Source organism: Pseudomonas sp. 34 E 7 (genome assembly GCF_900005715.1).
Classification (GTDB): domain Bacteria; phylum Pseudomonadota; class Gammaproteobacteria; order Pseudomonadales; family Pseudomonadaceae; genus Aquipseudomonas; species Aquipseudomonas orientalis_A.
In genome coordinates, this window is sequence record NZ_CVTX01000188.1 from 68,628 (window position 1) to 85,258 (window position 16,631).

At 59.0% G+C, this 16,631-nt stretch carries 12 protein-coding genes and 1 other RNA gene; 9 read left to right on the forward strand and 4 right to left on the reverse strand.

What is annotated here, in order from left to right; genetic code table 11:
• Positions 1–20 precede the first annotated feature (20 nt).
• Positions 21–788, reverse strand: a complete 768-nt coding sequence (locus BFP96_RS26415) for a GntR family transcriptional regulator (protein WP_065897594.1) — start codon at positions 786–788, stop codon at positions 21–23.
• Positions 789–1,039: 251 nt separating this feature from the next.
• Here BFP96_RS26415 and BFP96_RS26420 point away from each other — a divergent pair, with 251 nt between their 5' ends.
• From BFP96_RS26420 to BFP96_RS26455, 8 genes are all read left to right on the forward strand, one after another.
• Positions 1,040–2,734, forward strand: a complete 1,695-nt coding sequence (locus tag BFP96_RS26420; protein ID WP_065932680.1) for a lactate permease LctP family transporter — start codon at positions 1,040–1,042, stop codon at positions 2,732–2,734.
• Positions 2,735–2,804: 70 nt separating this feature from the next.
• The gene (locus BFP96_RS26425) at positions 2,805–5,615 is read left to right on the forward strand and encodes an FAD-binding and (Fe-S)-binding domain-containing protein (protein ID WP_065937309.1); all 2,811 of its coding nucleotides are present in this window, start codon (positions 2,805–2,807) and stop codon (positions 5,613–5,615) included.
• A gap of 137 nt (positions 5,616–5,752) precedes the next feature.
• Entirely contained in the window at positions 5,753–6,031 is a 279-nt protein-coding gene (locus tag BFP96_RS26430; protein WP_065883919.1) for a hypothetical protein, read from the forward strand.
• A 93-nt stretch (positions 6,032–6,124) separates the two neighbouring features.
• Positions 6,125–6,521, forward strand: a transfer-messenger RNA (tmRNA) gene (gene ssrA, locus BFP96_RS26435).
• A 173-nt stretch (positions 6,522–6,694) separates the two neighbouring features.
• Positions 6,695–7,900: a tyrosine-type recombinase/integrase gene (locus tag BFP96_RS26440; RefSeq protein ID WP_065937310.1), complete on the forward strand. Its 1,206-nt coding sequence runs from the start codon at positions 6,695–6,697 to the stop codon at positions 7,898–7,900.
• A gap of 462 nt (positions 7,901–8,362) precedes the next feature.
• Positions 8,363–8,578, forward strand: coding sequence for a helix-turn-helix transcriptional regulator (locus tag BFP96_RS26445; protein ID WP_065937311.1), 216 nt, complete (start codon positions 8,363–8,365; stop codon positions 8,576–8,578).
• Positions 8,578–9,633, forward strand: coding sequence for an AAA family ATPase (locus tag BFP96_RS26450; RefSeq protein WP_065937312.1), 1,056 nt, complete (start codon positions 8,578–8,580; stop codon positions 9,631–9,633). The genes BFP96_RS26445 and BFP96_RS26450 overlap by 1 nt, the downstream gene beginning before the upstream one ends.
• A gap of 148 nt (positions 9,634–9,781) precedes the next feature.
• Entirely contained in the window at positions 9,782–10,003 is a 222-nt protein-coding gene (locus tag BFP96_RS26455) for a hypothetical protein (protein ID WP_139113453.1), read from the forward strand.
• Between the two features lie 6 nt (positions 10,004–10,009).
• Here BFP96_RS26455 and BFP96_RS26460 read toward each other — a convergent pair whose 3' ends face one another.
• The 3 genes from BFP96_RS26460 to BFP96_RS26465 all read right to left on the reverse strand — a co-directional run bounded on the left by BFP96_RS26460 (position 10,010) and on the right by BFP96_RS26465 (position 14,907).
• Positions 10,010–13,807 (reverse strand): hypothetical protein, encoded by a 3,798-nt coding sequence (locus BFP96_RS26460; RefSeq protein WP_065937314.1) that lies wholly within the window; start codon positions 13,805–13,807, stop codon positions 10,010–10,012.
• A gap of 92 nt (positions 13,808–13,899) precedes the next feature.
• The gene (locus tag BFP96_RS29760; protein ID WP_170876041.1) at positions 13,900–14,205 is read right to left on the reverse strand and encodes a hypothetical protein; all 306 of its coding nucleotides are present in this window, start codon (positions 14,203–14,205) and stop codon (positions 13,900–13,902) included.
• 126 nt (positions 14,206–14,331) lie between these two features.
• The gene (locus BFP96_RS26465) at positions 14,332–14,907 is read right to left on the reverse strand and encodes a recombinase family protein (RefSeq protein WP_065937315.1); all 576 of its coding nucleotides are present in this window, start codon (positions 14,905–14,907) and stop codon (positions 14,332–14,334) included.
• 226 nt (positions 14,908–15,133) lie between these two features.
• On the opposite strand from BFP96_RS26465, the gene BFP96_RS26470 reads away from it, so the two are divergent.
• Complete coding sequence (locus BFP96_RS26470) at positions 15,134–16,102, forward strand: integrase (RefSeq protein WP_065937316.1); 969 nt, start codon at positions 15,134–15,136, stop codon at positions 16,100–16,102.
• The last annotated feature ends 529 nt before the right edge of the window (positions 16,103–16,631 follow it).

Sequence of the window (16,631 nt, forward strand, 5' to 3'; positions counted from 1 at the left end):
TTCGGGCGACTCGCCCGAGGCTACATGCCTTTACGTCGCTCCGCCCGAGCCACGCGCTGAACCTCCTGACGAACCTCCTCCAGCACTTCCTGCACATACAGCAGGTGACGCGTTGAGATATCCCGCGCCTGCTCGGCCCGCCCTTCAATAATTGCCAGGTACAAATCGCGATGCTGGCTGATCAGCATGTCGCGGGTCTCGGTGCGCTGTTGATACATGCCGCCAATGTTAGTCACCACGTTACGCTTGAGCAGATCGAACAGCCCGCGAATGGTGTGCAGCAGCACGGCGTTATGACTGGCCTCGGCAATGGCCAGGTGAAACCGCGCATCTGCAGCGCCCTCCTCCACTCGACTCACCTCATCGACGCGCGCGTAGCAATCCTGCAACGCCTCGAACGCCGCCGTCAGCCGCTCACGGTCCACTTCCGTTGCCCGCAATGCCGCGTAATAAGCACAGGAAGCCTCAAGCGTCTGGCGAAATTCCAGCAAGTCCCGCTGCGCTTCAGGATTGTTTTCCAGCAGATGCAACAAAGGGTCACTGAAGGTTGACCCCAGGGATTCCACCACATAGTTGCCACCGCCCTGACGACTGACCAACAACCCTTTGGCAGCCAGCTTCTGAATCGCTTCTCGCAGCGACGGGCGCGACACACCAAATTGTTCAGCCAATGCGCGCTCGGCCGGCAAGCGCTCGCCCGACTTCAACGTGCCCTCAAGGATCATGCCCTCGAGCTGCTCGACAATATCGTCAGACAAACGGCGCTGACGCACCTGATCAAACCCCATAACCCGCTCTCCACCATCCCGACCACGCGCCGGGCTCTCTATTCTGGCCTATCGCCGCGCTCCCGGCACCTATCAGAACGCCTCGGATTATCCCGATCAGAACGCCGCACACCTACTCGTACGACCAAAGTTTCCTGGGCGGCAAATTGACACACCCCTGCCAAGCCTCTTAATCTAGCCCACAGCGACTGTAAATTGGTATTACCAATTATCCAGAGCGTACAAACAACAACAATCAGGGGCCACCCCATATGCAAACCTGGCAACAGCTCTACAGCCCTCTTGGCAGTCTCGGTGTATCCGCACTGGCCGCCGTTATACCTATCGTATTTTTCTTCCTGGCCCTGGCTGTATTCCGCCTCAAGGGGCACGTGGCCGGCAGCATCACGCTGGCGCTGTCGATCCTGGTGGCGATTTTCGCCTTCCAGATGCCGGTGGACATGGCCCTGGCCGCCGCCGGCTACGGCTTCGCCTATGGCTTGTGGCCGATTGCATGGATCATCGTGGCGGCGGTATTTCTCTACAAATTGACGGTCAAGAGCGGCCAGTTCGAAGTGATCCGCAGCTCAGTCCTGTCGATTACCGACGACCAGCGCCTGCAGGTACTGCTGATCGGCTTCTGCTTCGGCGCCTTCCTCGAAGGGGCGGCCGGTTTCGGTGCGCCCGTGGCAATTACCGCCGCGCTGCTGGTCGGCCTGGGTTTCAACCCGCTCTACGCCGCCGGCCTGTGCCTGATTGCCAACACCGCCCCGGTCGCCTTTGGTGCGCTGGGTATCCCGATCATTGTGGCGGGCCAGGTCACCGGCATCGACGCCTTCAAGATCGGCGCCATGACCGGTCGCCAACTGCCCCTGCTGTCACTGTTCGTGCCGTTCTGGCTGGTGTTCATGATGGACGGCCTGCGCGGCGTTCGCGAGACCTGGCCCGCAGCCCTGGTGGCGGGCCTGAGCTTTGCCGTCACTCAGTACTTCACCTCCAACTTCATCGGCCCGGAACTGCCCGACATCACCTCGGCACTGGCCAGCCTGATCGCCCTGACCTTATTCCTCAAAGTCTGGCAACCCAAACGCAGCGCCGGCGCGCAGATTGCCGGCGCCACCTCGAGCACGGCGGTTACCGCCAGCGCCGGTGGCTTCGGTTTGCCGCGCAACACCCTTGTTTCGCCGTACAGCCTGGGGCAGATTTTCAAGGCCTGGTCGCCCTTCCTGATACTCACCGTGCTGGTGACCATCTGGACCCTCAAACCCTTCAAGGCGATGTTCGCCGCCGGCGGCTCGATGTACAGCTGGGTGTTCAACTTTGCGATCCCGCACCTGGATCAACTGGTAATCAAAGTCGCGCCGATCGTCACCAACCCCACCGCCATACCGGCGGTATTCAAGCTGGACCCGATTTCAGCAACCGGCACCGCGATTTTCTTCTCCGCGCTGATCTCGATGGCGGTTTTGAAAATAGACGTTAAAACTGGTCTTACCACTTTAAAAGAGACCTTCTACGAGCTGCGCTGGCCGATCCTGTCCATCGGCATGGTGTTGGCCTTCGCCTTTGTCACCAACTACTCGGGCATGTCCTCGACCATGGCCCTGGTGCTGGCCGGCACCGGCGCGGCCTTCCCGTTTTTCTCACCGTTCCTCGGCTGGCTCGGCGTTTTCCTGACAGGCTCGGACACCTCGTCCAATGCACTGTTCAGCTCGTTGCAGGCCACCACCGCCCACCAGATCGGCGTCAACGACACCTTGCTGGTGGCGGCAAATACCAGTGGCGGCGTGACCGGCAAAATGATTTCGCCGCAATCGATCGCCGTGGCCTGTGCGGCGACTGGCCTGGTAGGCAAGGAGTCCGACCTGTTCCGCTTTACCCTTAAACACAGCCTGTTCTTCGCCACGATCGTCGGGCTGATCACCCTGGCACAGGCATATTGGTTCACCGGTATGCTGGTGCACTGAGACCTGCACGCAATAGGGTAAGAATCGACGCCGGACAACGGTTCCGGCGTCAGCTATTTCTGGAGGACCGATGAGCCTGCCTGCCGCATTCCTGAGCGACGTCGCACAACTGATCCCGAAGGATCGTCGTTTTGACGATCCACTTTCCACCCTCGCCTTCGGCACCGACGCCAGCTTTTACCGATTGATCCCACAGCTGGTGATACGCGTGGAGTCGGAAGACGAAGTCGTCACGCTGCTGCAACTGGCCCAGCGCGACCGCGTCGCCGTGACCTTTCGCGCAGCGGGCACCAGCTTGTCCGGCCAGGCCATCAGCGACTCGGTGCTGATCGTGCTGGGTGATCAGTGGAATGGCCGCGAAATTCGCGCGCAAGGCCTGCAGATCCGCCTGCAACCCGGCGTCATCGGCGCTCAGGCCAACGCCTGGCTGGCGCCATTCGGGCGCAAGATCGGGCCGGACCCGGCGTCGATCAACGCTTGCAAGATCGGCGGCATCGTTGCCAACAACGCCAGTGGCATGTGCTGCGGGACGGCGCAAAATACCTACCACACCCTGGCAGGCATTCGTCTGGTCCTGGCCGATGGCAGCCGCCTCGACACCGAAGACCCCGCCAGCATCCAGGCCTTCCGCCACACCCATGGCGCGCTGCTGGAACGTCTGGCGACACTGGGCCGGGAGACGCGGGCAAACGCCGAACTGGCGGCAAAAATTCGCCACAAATACCGTCTGAAAAATACCACCGGCCTGTCGCTGAATGCCCTGGTGGATTTCGATGACCCGCTGGATATCCTCAGCCATTTGCTGGTGGGGTCCGAGGGCACGCTGGGGTTTATCAGCGCCGTGACCTACCACACAGTGATCGATCACCCACACAAAGCCTCGGCACTCATCGTATTCCCGGACGTCGAGACCTGCTGCAACGCGGTCACCGTGCTGAAAACCCAGCCGGTGTCGGCCGTTGAGCTGCTGGACCGGCGCAGCCTGCGCTCGGTACAGAACAAACCGGGCATGCCGGCGTTCGTACAGCAACTATCGGAAAATGCCTGCGCGCTGCTGATCGAATCCCGCGCCGCCACTTCCTTGTTACTGCATGAACAATTGGCGCTGATCATGGCCTCACTCGCCTCTTTTGCGGTGGAGAAGCAGGTCGACTTCACCGAAGACCCGCTGGAAAACGCCCGGCTCTGGGCGATTCGCAAGGACACCTTCCCTGCCGTAGGCGCCGTACGCAAAACCGGCACCACCGTGATCATCGAGGACGTCACCTTCCCGGTCGAGCAGCTGGCGATTGGCGTCAACCGTTTGATCGAGCTGTTCGACAAACACCACTACAACGAAGCCATCCTTTTCGGACACGCCCTGGAAGGCAATCTGCACTTCGTCTTCACTCAAGGCTTCAACAGCGCGGAAGAAGTCGCACGCTATCAAGCGTTCATGGACGACGTTGCACAGCTGGTGGCGGTTGAGTTCGGTGGCTCGTTGAAAGCCGAACACGGCACCGGTCGCAATATGGCGCCGTTCGTCGAACTGGAATGGGGCAGCGATGCCTATCAACTGATGTGGCAGCTCAAGCGCCTGCTCGACCCCAACGGCATCCTCAACCCGGACGTGGTGCTCAGCGACGACCCGCAGATTCACCTCAAACACCTCAAGCCCCTGCCCGCCGCCGATGAGCTTGTGGATAAGTGCATCGAATGCGGGTTCTGCGAGCCGGTATGCCCGTCGAAAGGCCTGACCTTGAGCCCGCGCCAACGCATCGTGATCTGGCGCGACATCCAGGCCAAACAACGCACCGGCGTCGACACCACCGAATTGGAAGCGGCCTTCCACTACCAAGGCATCGACACCTGCGCCGCGACCGGGCTCTGCGCCCAACGCTGCCCTGTAGGCATCAATACCGGCGACCTGGTGAAAAAGCTGCGCAGCCGCGACGCCGACCGTACGAAAACCGCCGAATGGCTCGCCACCCATTTCGCCACCGCGCTGCAAGGTGCGCGTTTGACCCTGCATGTCGCCAACGGCGCACGCATGCTGCTGGGCGCCCCGCGCCTGGCGAAGTTATCAGCCACCGTGGCCCGGCTGTCCAAGGGGCAAGTCCCGCAGTGGACCAACGCCATGCCACAACCGGAAAAAGCCATTCGCTTCAGCCCGGCCGTCACCGACGAGCGACCCCGGGTGGTCTACCTGGCGGCGTGCGTCTCACGCGCCATGGGCCCGGCGGCGGGGGATAAAGAGCAAATGTCGCTGTACGACAAAACCCGTGGCCTGCTGGAAAAAGCCGGTTACCAAGTGGTCTTCCCCGACCACCAGGACAACCTGTGCTGCGGCCAACCCTTCGCCTCCAAGGGTTATGCCGAACAGGCCGAACACAAGCGCCAGGAACTGATCGGCGCCCTGCTCCACGCCAGCCGTGGCGGCCTCGACCCGATCTACTGCGACACCAGCCCGTGCACCCTGCGCCTGACGCAAGACCTGGGCGAGACACGCCTGGACCTCTACGACCCCGTACGTTTCATCCGCACCCACCTCATGGACCGCCTCGACTTCACGCCGCAGGAAGCGCCCATTGCCGTCCACGTCACCTGCAGCACCCAGCACCTGGGCGAAAGCCAGGCGCTGATCGACCTCGCCCGACGCTGCGCCAGGACCGTCGTCATCCCCGAAGGCATTCACTGCTGCGGCTTCGCCGGCGACAAAGGCTTCACCACCCCGGAACTCAACGCCCACTCACTGCGCAGCCTCAAGGACGCGGTGCAACACTGCAGCGAAGGCATCTCCACCAGCCGCACCTGCGAGATCGGCCTGAGCCTGCACGGCGGCATCGATTATCACGGGCTGGTCTACCTCGTCGACCGCGTCACCCAGGCCCGCGCCCATTGAACCTGCAAAATAAAACAGAACCCCTGCGCGCCGGTGTAGTCATCTGCATAGGCCTCGACAGACGAGGCTCATCAGTGATGTCGCTGGCAGCCCCTCAACGCCAGCAGCGTCGAGCCCTTTGCGCAAGGAGATACCCTATGAAGCGTTCCGCTCTTGCTGGCTTGTTCATTACCGCTGCGATGCTGGCATCCCCTGCTTTTGCAGCCGGTGATAAAGACCTGTGCCAGATCAACCTGGACAAAATCAACAACGGTAAAGCCCTGCTGTCCACCGACACCAGTGGCAAAAGCGGCGAAATCGACACCGCCGTCGCCCAAGCCAAGGCAGCCCACGCGGCCGGTGATGACAAGAAGTGCATCGAAATCACCTCCAAGGCCCTGCAAGACCTGCAGAACAGCGAGAAAGGCGGTCAGTAAGCGATAGGGCCGACCTTCGGGTTGGCCTTTCGTGAAGGTTTGGCGTACACTGCACAAGCTTGTCACTCACTAGAAACAACGAGTTACAAGCACGGGGCCGTTTAGGATTCGACGCCGGTCGCGAAACTTTAGGTGCATGCCGAGTTGGTAACAGAACTCGTAAATCCACTGTTGCAACTTCTTATAGTTGCCAATGACGAAAACTACGGCCAGGAATTCGCTCTCGCTGCGTAAGCAGCCTTAGCCCTGAGCTTCTGGTACCTTCGGGTCCAGCAATCACCAGGGGATGTCTGTAAACCCAAAGTGATTGTCATATAGAACAGAATCGCCGTGCAGTACGTTGTGGACGAAGCGGCTAAAACTTACACAACTCGCCCAAAGCACCCTGCCCTTCGGGTCGCTGAGGGTTAACTTAATAGAAACGGCTACGCATGTAGTACCGACAGCGGAGTACTGGCGGACGGGGGTTCAAATCCCCCCGGCTCCACCAATTTGTCTTCCCAGGAAGACCCAGAAAAGCCGTAAAGCCTAGAGAAATCAAAGCTTTACGGCTTTTTTCTTGCCCGCGTTTTCCCACCTAATCCCAGGGCATCCCACGGTTGACGGGGGCATATATGGGGGCATAAAACGCTCATCTGCTCGCTCGGAGAGGATGTGCCCCCAATGCCCCTGAAAGACACAAACTGCCGCAACGCCAAGCCCCAGGACAAGCCGTACCGCCTGTACGACGAACAAGGTTTGTACCTTGAGGTGCAGCCCAAAGGAGGCCGTTACTGGCGCTTGAAGTACCGCTTTCTGGGAAAGGAAAAACGCCTGGCTCTTGGCGTTTACCCAGAGGTCGGCCTGCAGGAGGCGCGGCGAAAACGTGATGATGCTCGTGTCCAGCTCGCCAGCGGCCAAGACCCTTCATTGCAAAGACGCATGGCCAAGGTGGTCAGCCAGCTGGATCACCAGCACACCTTTGAGTCGGTTGCCACGCAGTGGCTGAGTATTCGCGAGTCATCCTGGGATCCGGAATACACCCGCACAGTGCGGCAGCGCCTTGAGCTCAATGCGTTCCCCTGGCTGGGAAAACTCCCGATCAGCAGCATCAGCACGCCCATGCTGGTCGAAAACCTCCAGCGCATCATCAAGCGCGGCGCTCGCGAGACGGCGCGTCGTGTTGCCCAGATCTACAAACAGATTTTCGAGTTCGCCGAAGCAGCCGGTATCACCCCACCCAACCAAATCGGGAATCTCTCACGTACGCTCCCAGCCAAGCGGGTGAAGCACTTTGCCGCCGTGACCGATCCTGAAAAACTCGGCGCACTGCTTAAAGCACTGGATAGCTATAGCGGAACGATGCCTGTTTGTTGTGCACTCAAACTGGCCCCGTTGCTGTTCTGCAGGCCCGGCGACCTGCGACACATGGAGTGGTCGGAGGTCAATCTGGATGCGGGCGAGTGGTTGATTCCTGGCCACAAAATGAAGGGCCTTACTGCGACCAAACAGGATCGCCCAGATCACTTGGTTCCCCTCAGCCAACAAGCAGTCGCAGTTCTGCGCGAGCTGAAACCACTCACTGGCAGACATAGATATGCCTTCCCCTCAGCCCGAGGAGGCGACCGGCCGATGTCCAACAATGCCGTACTCAGCGCATTACGCCGCATGGACATCAGCGGCGACGAAATGACTGGGCACGGCTTTCGTGCGACAGCGAGAACCATAGGTGCGGAGGTGCTGGGGTTTCGTCCCGATCTCTTGGAGCATCAGCTTGCTCATACGGTAAAAAATCCGCTGGGACGTGCATACGATCGAACCACCTTCTTGCCGGAGCGCCATGAAATGATGCAGATCTGGGCCGACTATTTGGACTCGATAAAGAGCTGAATGCTCTGTCAACTGTGTCCTTGGTCGGGCCAGTACCTACCCAACCAAGGAGAGGAACATGCGAGTTGCTATCGAACATACTCGCATGTTAAAAATCGTCCGTCCCTAGCGATCCCTATTGATCCGCAACGGTCCGCCACGTCGCCCTGGTAACGACGTTAAAAACTTTCGCCTCGTTCGCATTCGCTGAACGGGCCGCATCAACTGCCATCGGTTGATTTGCGCATCTGGCATGAACGCTCTCAGTCCGTTCTGCCCCTAGAGGCCTTACGGCCCTAGAATTTCTGTAGCCCACAACGACCTCCGACGCTACCGAACATTAATCTCGGAAACGCGCATATACCTATGCGTGTGGCAAATGCCCGTGCTCGCTATATAGCCAGCCGATATCCGTCTTTTACCCTTTTTAGCAGTAGTGCCGGAGGGCGCTGCCTCACGCTTCAGGACCTAGGACTCAAACCTATGGCAATGCACGTTAGCAACTTTGACGACGTCGGCAACGATGACAAAATTCTTCGTTTACGCGATGTCGAGTCAATCGTCGGCCTAAAACGCTCAACAATCTATCGCAAAATATCGGAGGGCCATTTCCCGCGCCAACGCCTTTTGTGCGGCTCCAGCGTCGGCTGGCGTAACAGTGAAATCCAGGCTTGGATTCGGCAAAGGGAGGCGCTGTAATGCAGCGCCGAACACCTCAACAGCCGGGCTGGATGGTAGAACTCACAGCGGCAGTAGATATTCCAGTGGAAAAAATCCAGTGGATATGGCCGGGCTGGTTGCCAAGGGCAAAGCTATCCATTCTTGCCGGCGCAGGTGGATGCGGTAAAACCACGCTTGCGATATCGCTGGCCGCCACGCTCAGTAGAGGTGGTGACTGGCCAGACGGCAGCAAATGTGAGGTCGCAGGCAACATCGTAATCTGGAGCGGCGAGGATGGTATAGCTGACACGATCATTCCTCGCCTTACGGCTGCAGATGCCGACCTAACCCGCGTGCACATCATCGAGGGGCTCAGTGATCAGCGTGGGAACAGGCGACAGTTTGATCCTGCAGCCAACTTTACCCTTTTGAATGAAGCAGCCGCACGGATTGACGGCGTTTCATTGCTGATTTTCGACCCACTGATCAATCTCATTCGTGGGGACATGCACCGAGCCAACGAAGTTCGGCAGGGACTACAGATGGTGGTGGATTTTGCAGAACAGCATTGCTGCTCCGTGCTCGGTATATCTCACCTCAGCAAAAGCGCCTCTCAGTCCTCTGTAGCTGATCGAGTCATCGGCAGCCAGGCATTCTCAGCACTTGCTCGCACGGTACTGGTGGCCGGGAAAGCTAATAACTCTGAAGCTCGGGTGCTTGTCCGGGCCAAGTCGAACGTTTCGATCGATATAGGGGGGATAGAGTATTTCGTGGAGCCCATCGTGATAGGCGAGCAGCTGGAAACAACCTGCATCCGGTGGGGAGAGGCCGTCGAAGGAAGCGCTGAAACTATTTTGGCGGATATCGAGCGAACGGGTGGAGCGAGACCAGTATCAGCGACTCAAGAAGCTTGTAGCTTTCTTGAAGCCACGCTGCAAGCAGGCCCTGTCTCGATCACTGCGCTGCAGTCTTTAGCTGAGGAGTCATGCATCTCTTGGGCATCAATTCGTAGAGCGCAGAAACAGCTAGGTATCCGCTCATGCAAGGTGGGCATGCAAGGCGGATGGGTATGGGAGCTGCCCACCGCCCCCTGAAGGTGCTCACCTCCCCCCGAAGATGCTCAATACTAGTGTTGAGCACCTTCGTTTTATTGAGCGCCTTCGCCTCACGACCAGGGAAATCCTAATATGGACGCAGCCCGAGAATGCGCAGTCGTAACAAAGGGCGAAGCGGCTAGCGGTGGTGAAAGCCGCTTTTCCGAATGGGCGTGAGCAGCCGTCGTCATTGCGCATGCGGCAAACGAAGTCAGAACTCGAGATCGCGATCGCTGGCGGCGACCATGCCCTGCTGACGCTCGACGCCATTCGCGCAGAGGCGACGACGCTCAAGGCGCAGGAATATTCGATGACGCGCGCGTTCGGCGACGGAGGTGACGGCGACCTGTACAGCTTGCTCCAGTTCTGAACGACGTCACTCAAAACTTTCCTCGCCCTCGCGGTCGCGGCTGCGCTCATGATCGATACGCCGGTCTAGCTCGGGGAGGATGGCATCCACCCATTGCCGGACATCGGCATACGGGCTTTCGCGGAACGTCAACACCTGAGCCTTTCGACGGGCAAGGATGTCGGCAAGCGAGCCGCTCCAGCTCCGAGGATGGAGACGAGTCCAGAAATCGCCGAGAAAGGCGCGCTTATCCGGCGCATAATTGAGCATATCGAGAAACAGCGGCGAGATACCGTTATCCTCCTCGTCGTCGACCTTTCGCCTGAACATCGAGATGGCACGGCCGAGCAACGTATAGCGCGTCGCCGCATCCTGGTCCGCCCATTGGCGCAGGACCGCCGGGTCCATGTTCTCGACCGGTGTGCCGAAGCTGAAGTCCGCATCGAACAGCCGGTGGTTTCGCGATGTCATCTCAGGTAGAAGGAACATATCGAGCCCCGCAGCGGGGTGGGTCTCAAACAGCGCCTTCAGCACATGGCTCAAATCATGACGGGAAAGATAGCAGACCTCCATCGCGCCGCGGATATTTGCACAGACATCGCGAGCCGTCGCTTCACCGTCGCTCCCCGTACAGCAAACCCGAATGATCGTATGCAGGCCATAGTCGCGCAAAGTGCCCTTCTTGCTGAAATCGGTGCGGCGAAGCAGGTTGCGGCCGAGCGCGATCAACGTCGGATTGCGCTGCCGGCCGGCTTCGCGGTCGCGATAGAAGTGCATGTGCAGGATATCGAGCGCGATCTCGACCCCGTCCGGCAGATCCGCAATATCGAGCAGCAGGAGAGCTAATGCCTCCGGCGGTGAATCGCCAACGGTGCCGTTGGCGATGCTCATGAAGTCGAAGGACTGAAGCGCCCCTTTCTCGATCGCGCGTCGCAGCCGCGCGATTCCTGCCTCGTCGATCCCAATCCGCGCCTGAAGATAAGGAAGCGAGCGGGCCAGTGCCGGGTTCTCGATCGCGGCTTCCAAGCTGGTTTCGGCAAAGCCAGTGTCACGCTGATGCGCTTCGTAGATGAACCCGCCGAGCACAGTCGCATTGCGGCTCTTAGACTCCGCCGCCTCGAAATGACCGACCAAATCGCGCCAGATCTCGGCAAGGTCGCTCGCACCTTCGGCGAGGCCGCGCCCGCACTCGAGCGCGCGCTGGGCATGGGGTTCGACCATCAGTTCGGTCAGGAATTCGGCGCGCGTCTCGGAATCGTGCGCCAATTGCCGGCCGACATCCTGAGCCATTTGGGCGGCCCTGTGCCACGGCTTCATCACATCCCCATCGTCCGGCTCGCCGTCCGCAACTTCCCAGCCGCCAATGCTACGATTGAGCACGACCGCGCGCGCCTGATGGAGGAGATCGGACGGCTTGAGCCGTTGGATGATCGCCTCGAGCCGCTTTCGCACTGGCTCGGGCATCGCGTTGCCTTCGAAGCGGAGGCAGGTGCGGAATGCGATCCAGCCCTCGATCCAGGGCTTCACCTTGACGAACGTGCTCGCTGCGCGATCCAGGGCGTCGTGGCAGGCGCCAAAATGCCAAAGGTCGCGCACACTGCCGGCAAGCGTGATACGCGCGTCATTCAGGACTGACGACAGCTCGACGGCGAGATCGATAGCGCTGTCGTACCAATCCCACACGTCCTTGTTCAGCTTCGGACGCCATCCCCAGTCGCGCGACCGTGCTCCGAAATCGAAGCTGCTCGACGAGGTGAAATTGTGCGCGGTCAGAAGCGCGTCAAGCGCGACGGATGCACAGCGGCGCTTGTCTGCATCACCGGATTTCGCCAGCAGACGCACTAACGCGCGCCGTTGCTCGGGTGGAGTCTGGGTCCCGGATAGATACAGGTGGAAGAGCTCGGCAAACGCGTCGCGGGCGGAGTTTTGATTTTGGTCGGCAGGCTCGGCGGCGAGGAAGCGGGCGAGCAGCGTCGCGGCGGTCTCGAACATGTGCTGCTCATAGCCGAGCGTCTTGATGAGGCGGATCCATTGCCACCGGGTCGGCTCGTTCGACGACAGCAATGTTGCCCCGTTGGGACCATCCAGTTCGTGTTCGATTTTCGCCAGCACCGCCTCTGGCGCAACTGGGGCGATATTGGTCAGGATCTCGAGGCCTTCTTTGCCACGCGTCACGAGGTCCCCGAGCGGCCCATCGCTTCGCAGCCAGCGCGCGACCGCAGCCTGAGCCTCTGGGCTATCATGAAGATAGCCCAGACGGCGGGAGAGCGACTTCTGCATGCGTGGCGTCAGCGAGGCGCTGAACCGTTCGAAGTCCGACGGCGGTATCCGTTGGAGCGCGAATGTGGCAAGCGGGTTCGCAATCGCGTGTGGGAGGATCGCCTTCCAGCGGCCGCGCACTTGTGCGATGCCGCGTCGGCGAAGCTCCGCAAGTGCGGCGTAAAGCGTCGCCGCGCTCACCGATCGCAGGCCGCCGATGCGCGCGAGTTCGCCATCGGATGAGGTGTCCTCGCCGTTGACCGAATAGAGCAACGACAACTCTTCCGCCGCATTCAATAAATTCTGATCGGGCTGATTGCGCTGCTGGAAGATTCGCTCGAACAGCTCGCGGCTCTTGAGCTTGCCCAGTGTCTCACCCTTACCGAGCGTTTCTGCCAGCGCGCGTGCCACGCGGAAGTTGCCATCGCTGAAGTCAGCGATAGTTCGCCGGTCGATCTCGGACACGTCCGGGAAGGATCGCTCGAGCCATTCTGCGACCAGGTCGGGCGAGGCGGACTGCAGCCGGAAGACTTCGGTTCGCTCGGGCTCGTCGTCGCGAACATCATATTCGACGGTGAGAAGGCTGACGGTGCTCGTGCTTTCCGAGCAGATGCGAGTGAGCTCGGTGTGAGTGGCCGGATTGCAATTATCGACTATAAGGATGGCTCGTTGCCCGCGCAGAACGAGCTGTCGTGCCATGTCGTGCGCGGTGGGATGGGTTTCGGCCGAATAGTCGGTATAGATTGCGAGGCTCGGATCGAGCGGCTCCTCACCAACCTCGCTCTCGAACAGCGCCTGGACCAAACGCGTCTTGCCCAAGCCGGACATGCCGATCAACCGGATACATTGCTTCGGGGTGCGAAGCGCGGCGCGAAGGCCCTTGATACCTTCGGCGATCGTCAGTTGCTCGCGTTCACGCGAGCGTTCATCGGTCAGGCAAGCCTTGTCGTTGGATAGATAGGAAGTATCCTCGGCAACGTGCGTTCCGGTCCACCCCCCGATGCTGCTCCAGCCCGACAGACCGAGGCCGACGCGGTTGCGGACCCAGGCGGCGATGCCCGGATATTCGTTGACCCAGGTCGCGATGCGATCGCGGTCGTAGAAGTCGGTATGGAGATCACTGGCTTCGGGAAGATCGTGCAGCGCGGCGCGCATCGCCGAACGCCGATCTGCAAGCGGCTTATCCGCAACAGACCCCTGCGAACTGACGATGATGTAGGCGCCGGATTCTGCGGCGAGCTCGCAGATGACCTGCCGCAGCTTCCCGTCGACGCCACCCTTGGGCTTCGGCCGCATCTCGCCTTCGATGGCGCCTGCTGGCATGTCCGGCTTCTTCACCTGAAAGCCGGTGCATGACCGCGGCACGAAGTCGGGGTTTGCAATCGGCGCGGGACACTGCACGCGCACATCGAGTCCGCCATCCGCAGCGTCCTGATTGCCGCCTGCGGTGACCGCCGACAGGGGACAGCCCTGTTTTCGCAGCTCCGCCAGCGCAAGACGGGCGACAAGGGTGCGCAAATCGGCATCGCCCAGATTGGTAATATCGGCACCTGTTACTTCGAGCATTTTACCCGGCCTTTCCTAGGTAGATTCTGTCAATGATCGCGTAGATAAAGCCCTTCATAATTGGCAGGCTTACCGCCAACTGGGTAGTTCAGCTAAAAACTACTTCCCAATGAAACAGAGATTGCCGTTCTTGTTGTAAATCGCGGCAGGTCGGAAGTCCTTAGGCCAATTCCGTCTAGGATAGTATGCATACATCCATTCGGGCAGGTGATGAGCAATGGAATATCGCGCTGACCATCGATGCGCATGGCTTCCAGAACCAGCATGGCATCGGACCATTTCTCGCGAGGAACATCTTTAGGTTCTGGCAGCGTGACCTTCGGGGTACTGGAGCAACCAAACAGCGCAACCAATAGCAAGTTACCAACGCATCCCTTCACAGAAAAAAGCATCGACATGAAAACTCCCTATTTATTCAGTGGTAGTCCGGCACGCGTAGTACGCCGGAGCCATCCTTCACTTGCCTGCTAGGTCATAGCGCCCAAAATTATCTGGGCAACTTCAGCGGAAAATACCACCACCACTTAAACGATCGCAGATGATTTCGGCGAACCGACGTAGCGGTAAAGCGTTGTTCGAGAAACGCCATACCGTCGGGCAACATCGGCCACCTGTATCTCAGGATCTCTGAGAAGAGCTCGTATCTCACGCACCTGACGATCATCCAGCGCAGGCTTGCGTCCACCTTTTCTCCCACGGGCACGAGCCGCAGCCAGTCCTGCACGAGTTCGCTCTCGAGTGAGGTTGCGCTCGAACTCCGCCAGGGCAGCGAACACGTGAAAGATCAGCTTGCCGGCAGCGCTGGTGGTTTCGATTCGTTCGGTTATGGATTCGAAGGCCACCCCTTCCCGCTCCAAGCTACTGACAATCCCAACCAAGTCAGGCAAAGAACGACCGAGGCGGTCCAGTCGCCAGACAACTAGAGTGTCACCTTTACGCAGAGCTTTGAGGCAATGCCCCAGCTCCGGCCTGTCCGCCGACTTGCCGCTCATGGTCTCCTCGTAGACTGTTGAGCACCCAGCCAGGGCAAGTGCATCTCGCTGCAGGTCGAGATTCTGATCATCAGTCGAAACTCGGGCGTACCCAATCCGCTTTCCCATACGTTTTTCTCACACTGATTTCGGTACGGGAAAAGTGACAGGAAAGTGGTAAATCCCAAGCCCAAAAGATCATCTGGAATAGGTGTGCCATAAACCACCGTTTACGGGATGGATGCGCTCGTCAATTTCAGGCGCTAAATGCGACCGAAAACGAAGCCCAGAATATTTTTTCTCGCTCAACATTTCCTTTAGCAGCTCAGCACCTGAGCTGAATGGAGGAATGACCATGAAGCAGAGTTTCCAATCACATTTTGATCGGGACTTGACCAAGGCCGGCTCGGCAATACTCGGGGAGGCAGTCCGGCGCGGGCTACTCAGTCAGCACGAGGCCATGATCCACGACCAGCAATGGGCGCAGTTTAGTGTTTATGCCAGGGAGTCCCACGAGGTGGATATCCTGGAACTCGTCAATAAAAAACTGGTGAGGGAGTACGGGGAAGAGCTCTACATCCAGGCATACCAAGGGAATCTTCCGCTGCAAAGCGTGTCGGCCCTGCTTGAGACTGTATATTCAGTGATGGGCTTCGCAACTGATGGCCGTTGGAAGGGCGCAGCGGCTAACGTCGATAGCCGTCTTGGTTTCCCAAGCCACGCACGTATTACTGTGCCGCGCAGTCTTGACCGAACTAAGTTTGAAGCCGCGATGGTGGATATTCAGGCTCTCTACTCAGAGCAGCTAGCAACATTAATCAGTCTAGTTCGATACCTCGGCATGTCATTGCTTGAGGCTTTTTTCTTCGACGCAGAAGATGCTCACAAGGACGCCAAAGAAGAAAACATCTTTTATGTGTTCAGCAAAGATAAGCATGAGCATCGGATCGTTAATATTTCTGCCCCTGAGCAAATTGTAATTTTGGAGAAGGCCGCGGCATTTCAAAAACTTCAGGGCAGCAGTCACGCGACGCCAGCAGCTTGGCGTACATGGAAATTAAAGAGCCTACCTGCAGCTCAAGAGCTTTTACTTTCTCACGGACTAAACATTGATGATTGTCGTGCGGCATATGCCTGCGAGCTCTACCGGCGATTGTCTGGTCACCACGCCCCGATTCTTAGGGGCAAAGCTCCCAACGATGAGGATCTGGAGGCCCGGAATAACGTCGCCTACGAGCTCGGGAATAAGCGTATCTGGGAAACTGATGCGTACGTCGGTGCCCGAGCCAACCTGGGGAACGAAGCCGCCGGTACCAGTCGCTAAGCCATCACACAGCAGATTTGGGATTAGATCAGACGCCCTTAACCTTGGCAGAGCTCGAATTAACGGAGTCAGGGTATGGATCGTTTTGAATTGCTTGTATATGCCGTGTTTGCCGTCATCAGTGCGCTGACTATCGCAGGTGTAATAGGCTATATGGTCGCAGCGTACCTGGACAAGAAGCACGGCGACGATTGAGCCTTCAGCGGAACGGCCAGATACCTGCAACAAACTGCCCGCTGCCCCCCTGGCAGCGGGCGCTTACCCAAATCTATCGGCAAGGCAATCTACCGCTGCGCTACGCGTATTTCCCCCAAGCCCATGAGGTCATCAGATGACTTCGGAAGGGCTGTCAAATTCCGCACCATAGCGAAAGTGACCGGAGCGCCGAAGCGTTTAGATCAGCGACATGCACGCCCTCCATGTGACAAGTTAGCTTGCCGAGTACACTAAAACCCATGCGCCGACTCGCAGGCAGCATCTCATCTTGGGTTTTCCGAAAGCTTCCGGAGAGTGTCTAGCGACCTCATCT

What these genes read in the sequence shown, in the direction of transcription:
- BFP96_RS26415 (WP_065897594.1), bottom strand. Translation starts at nt 788, where the DNA reads ATGGGGTTTGATCAGGTGCGTCAGCGCCGTTTGTCTGACGATATTGTC.
- BFP96_RS26420 (WP_065932680.1), top strand. Translation starts at nt 1,040, where the DNA reads ATGCAAACCTGGCAACAGCTCTACAGCCCTCTTGGCAGTCTCGGTGTA.
- BFP96_RS26425 (WP_065937309.1), top strand. Translation starts at nt 2,805, where the DNA reads ATGAGCCTGCCTGCCGCATTCCTGAGCGACGTCGCACAACTGATCCCG.
- BFP96_RS26430 (WP_065883919.1), top strand. Translation starts at nt 5,753, where the DNA reads ATGAAGCGTTCCGCTCTTGCTGGCTTGTTCATTACCGCTGCGATGCTG.
- BFP96_RS26440 (WP_065937310.1), top strand. Translation starts at nt 6,695, where the DNA reads ATGCCCCTGAAAGACACAAACTGCCGCAACGCCAAGCCCCAGGACAAG.
- BFP96_RS26445 (WP_065937311.1), top strand. Translation starts at nt 8,363, where the DNA reads ATGGCAATGCACGTTAGCAACTTTGACGACGTCGGCAACGATGACAAA.
- BFP96_RS26450 (WP_065937312.1), top strand. Translation starts at nt 8,578, where the DNA reads ATGCAGCGCCGAACACCTCAACAGCCGGGCTGGATGGTAGAACTCACA.
- BFP96_RS26460 (WP_065937314.1), bottom strand. Translation starts at nt 13,807, where the DNA reads ATGCTCGAAGTAACAGGTGCCGATATTACCAATCTGGGCGATGCCGAT.
- BFP96_RS29760 (WP_170876041.1), bottom strand. Translation starts at nt 14,205, where the DNA reads ATGTCGATGCTTTTTTCTGTGAAGGGATGCGTTGGTAACTTGCTATTG.
- BFP96_RS26465 (WP_065937315.1), bottom strand. Translation starts at nt 14,907, where the DNA reads ATGGGAAAGCGGATTGGGTACGCCCGAGTTTCGACTGATGATCAGAAT.
- BFP96_RS26470 (WP_065937316.1), top strand. Translation starts at nt 15,134, where the DNA reads ATGAAGCAGAGTTTCCAATCACATTTTGATCGGGACTTGACCAAGGCC.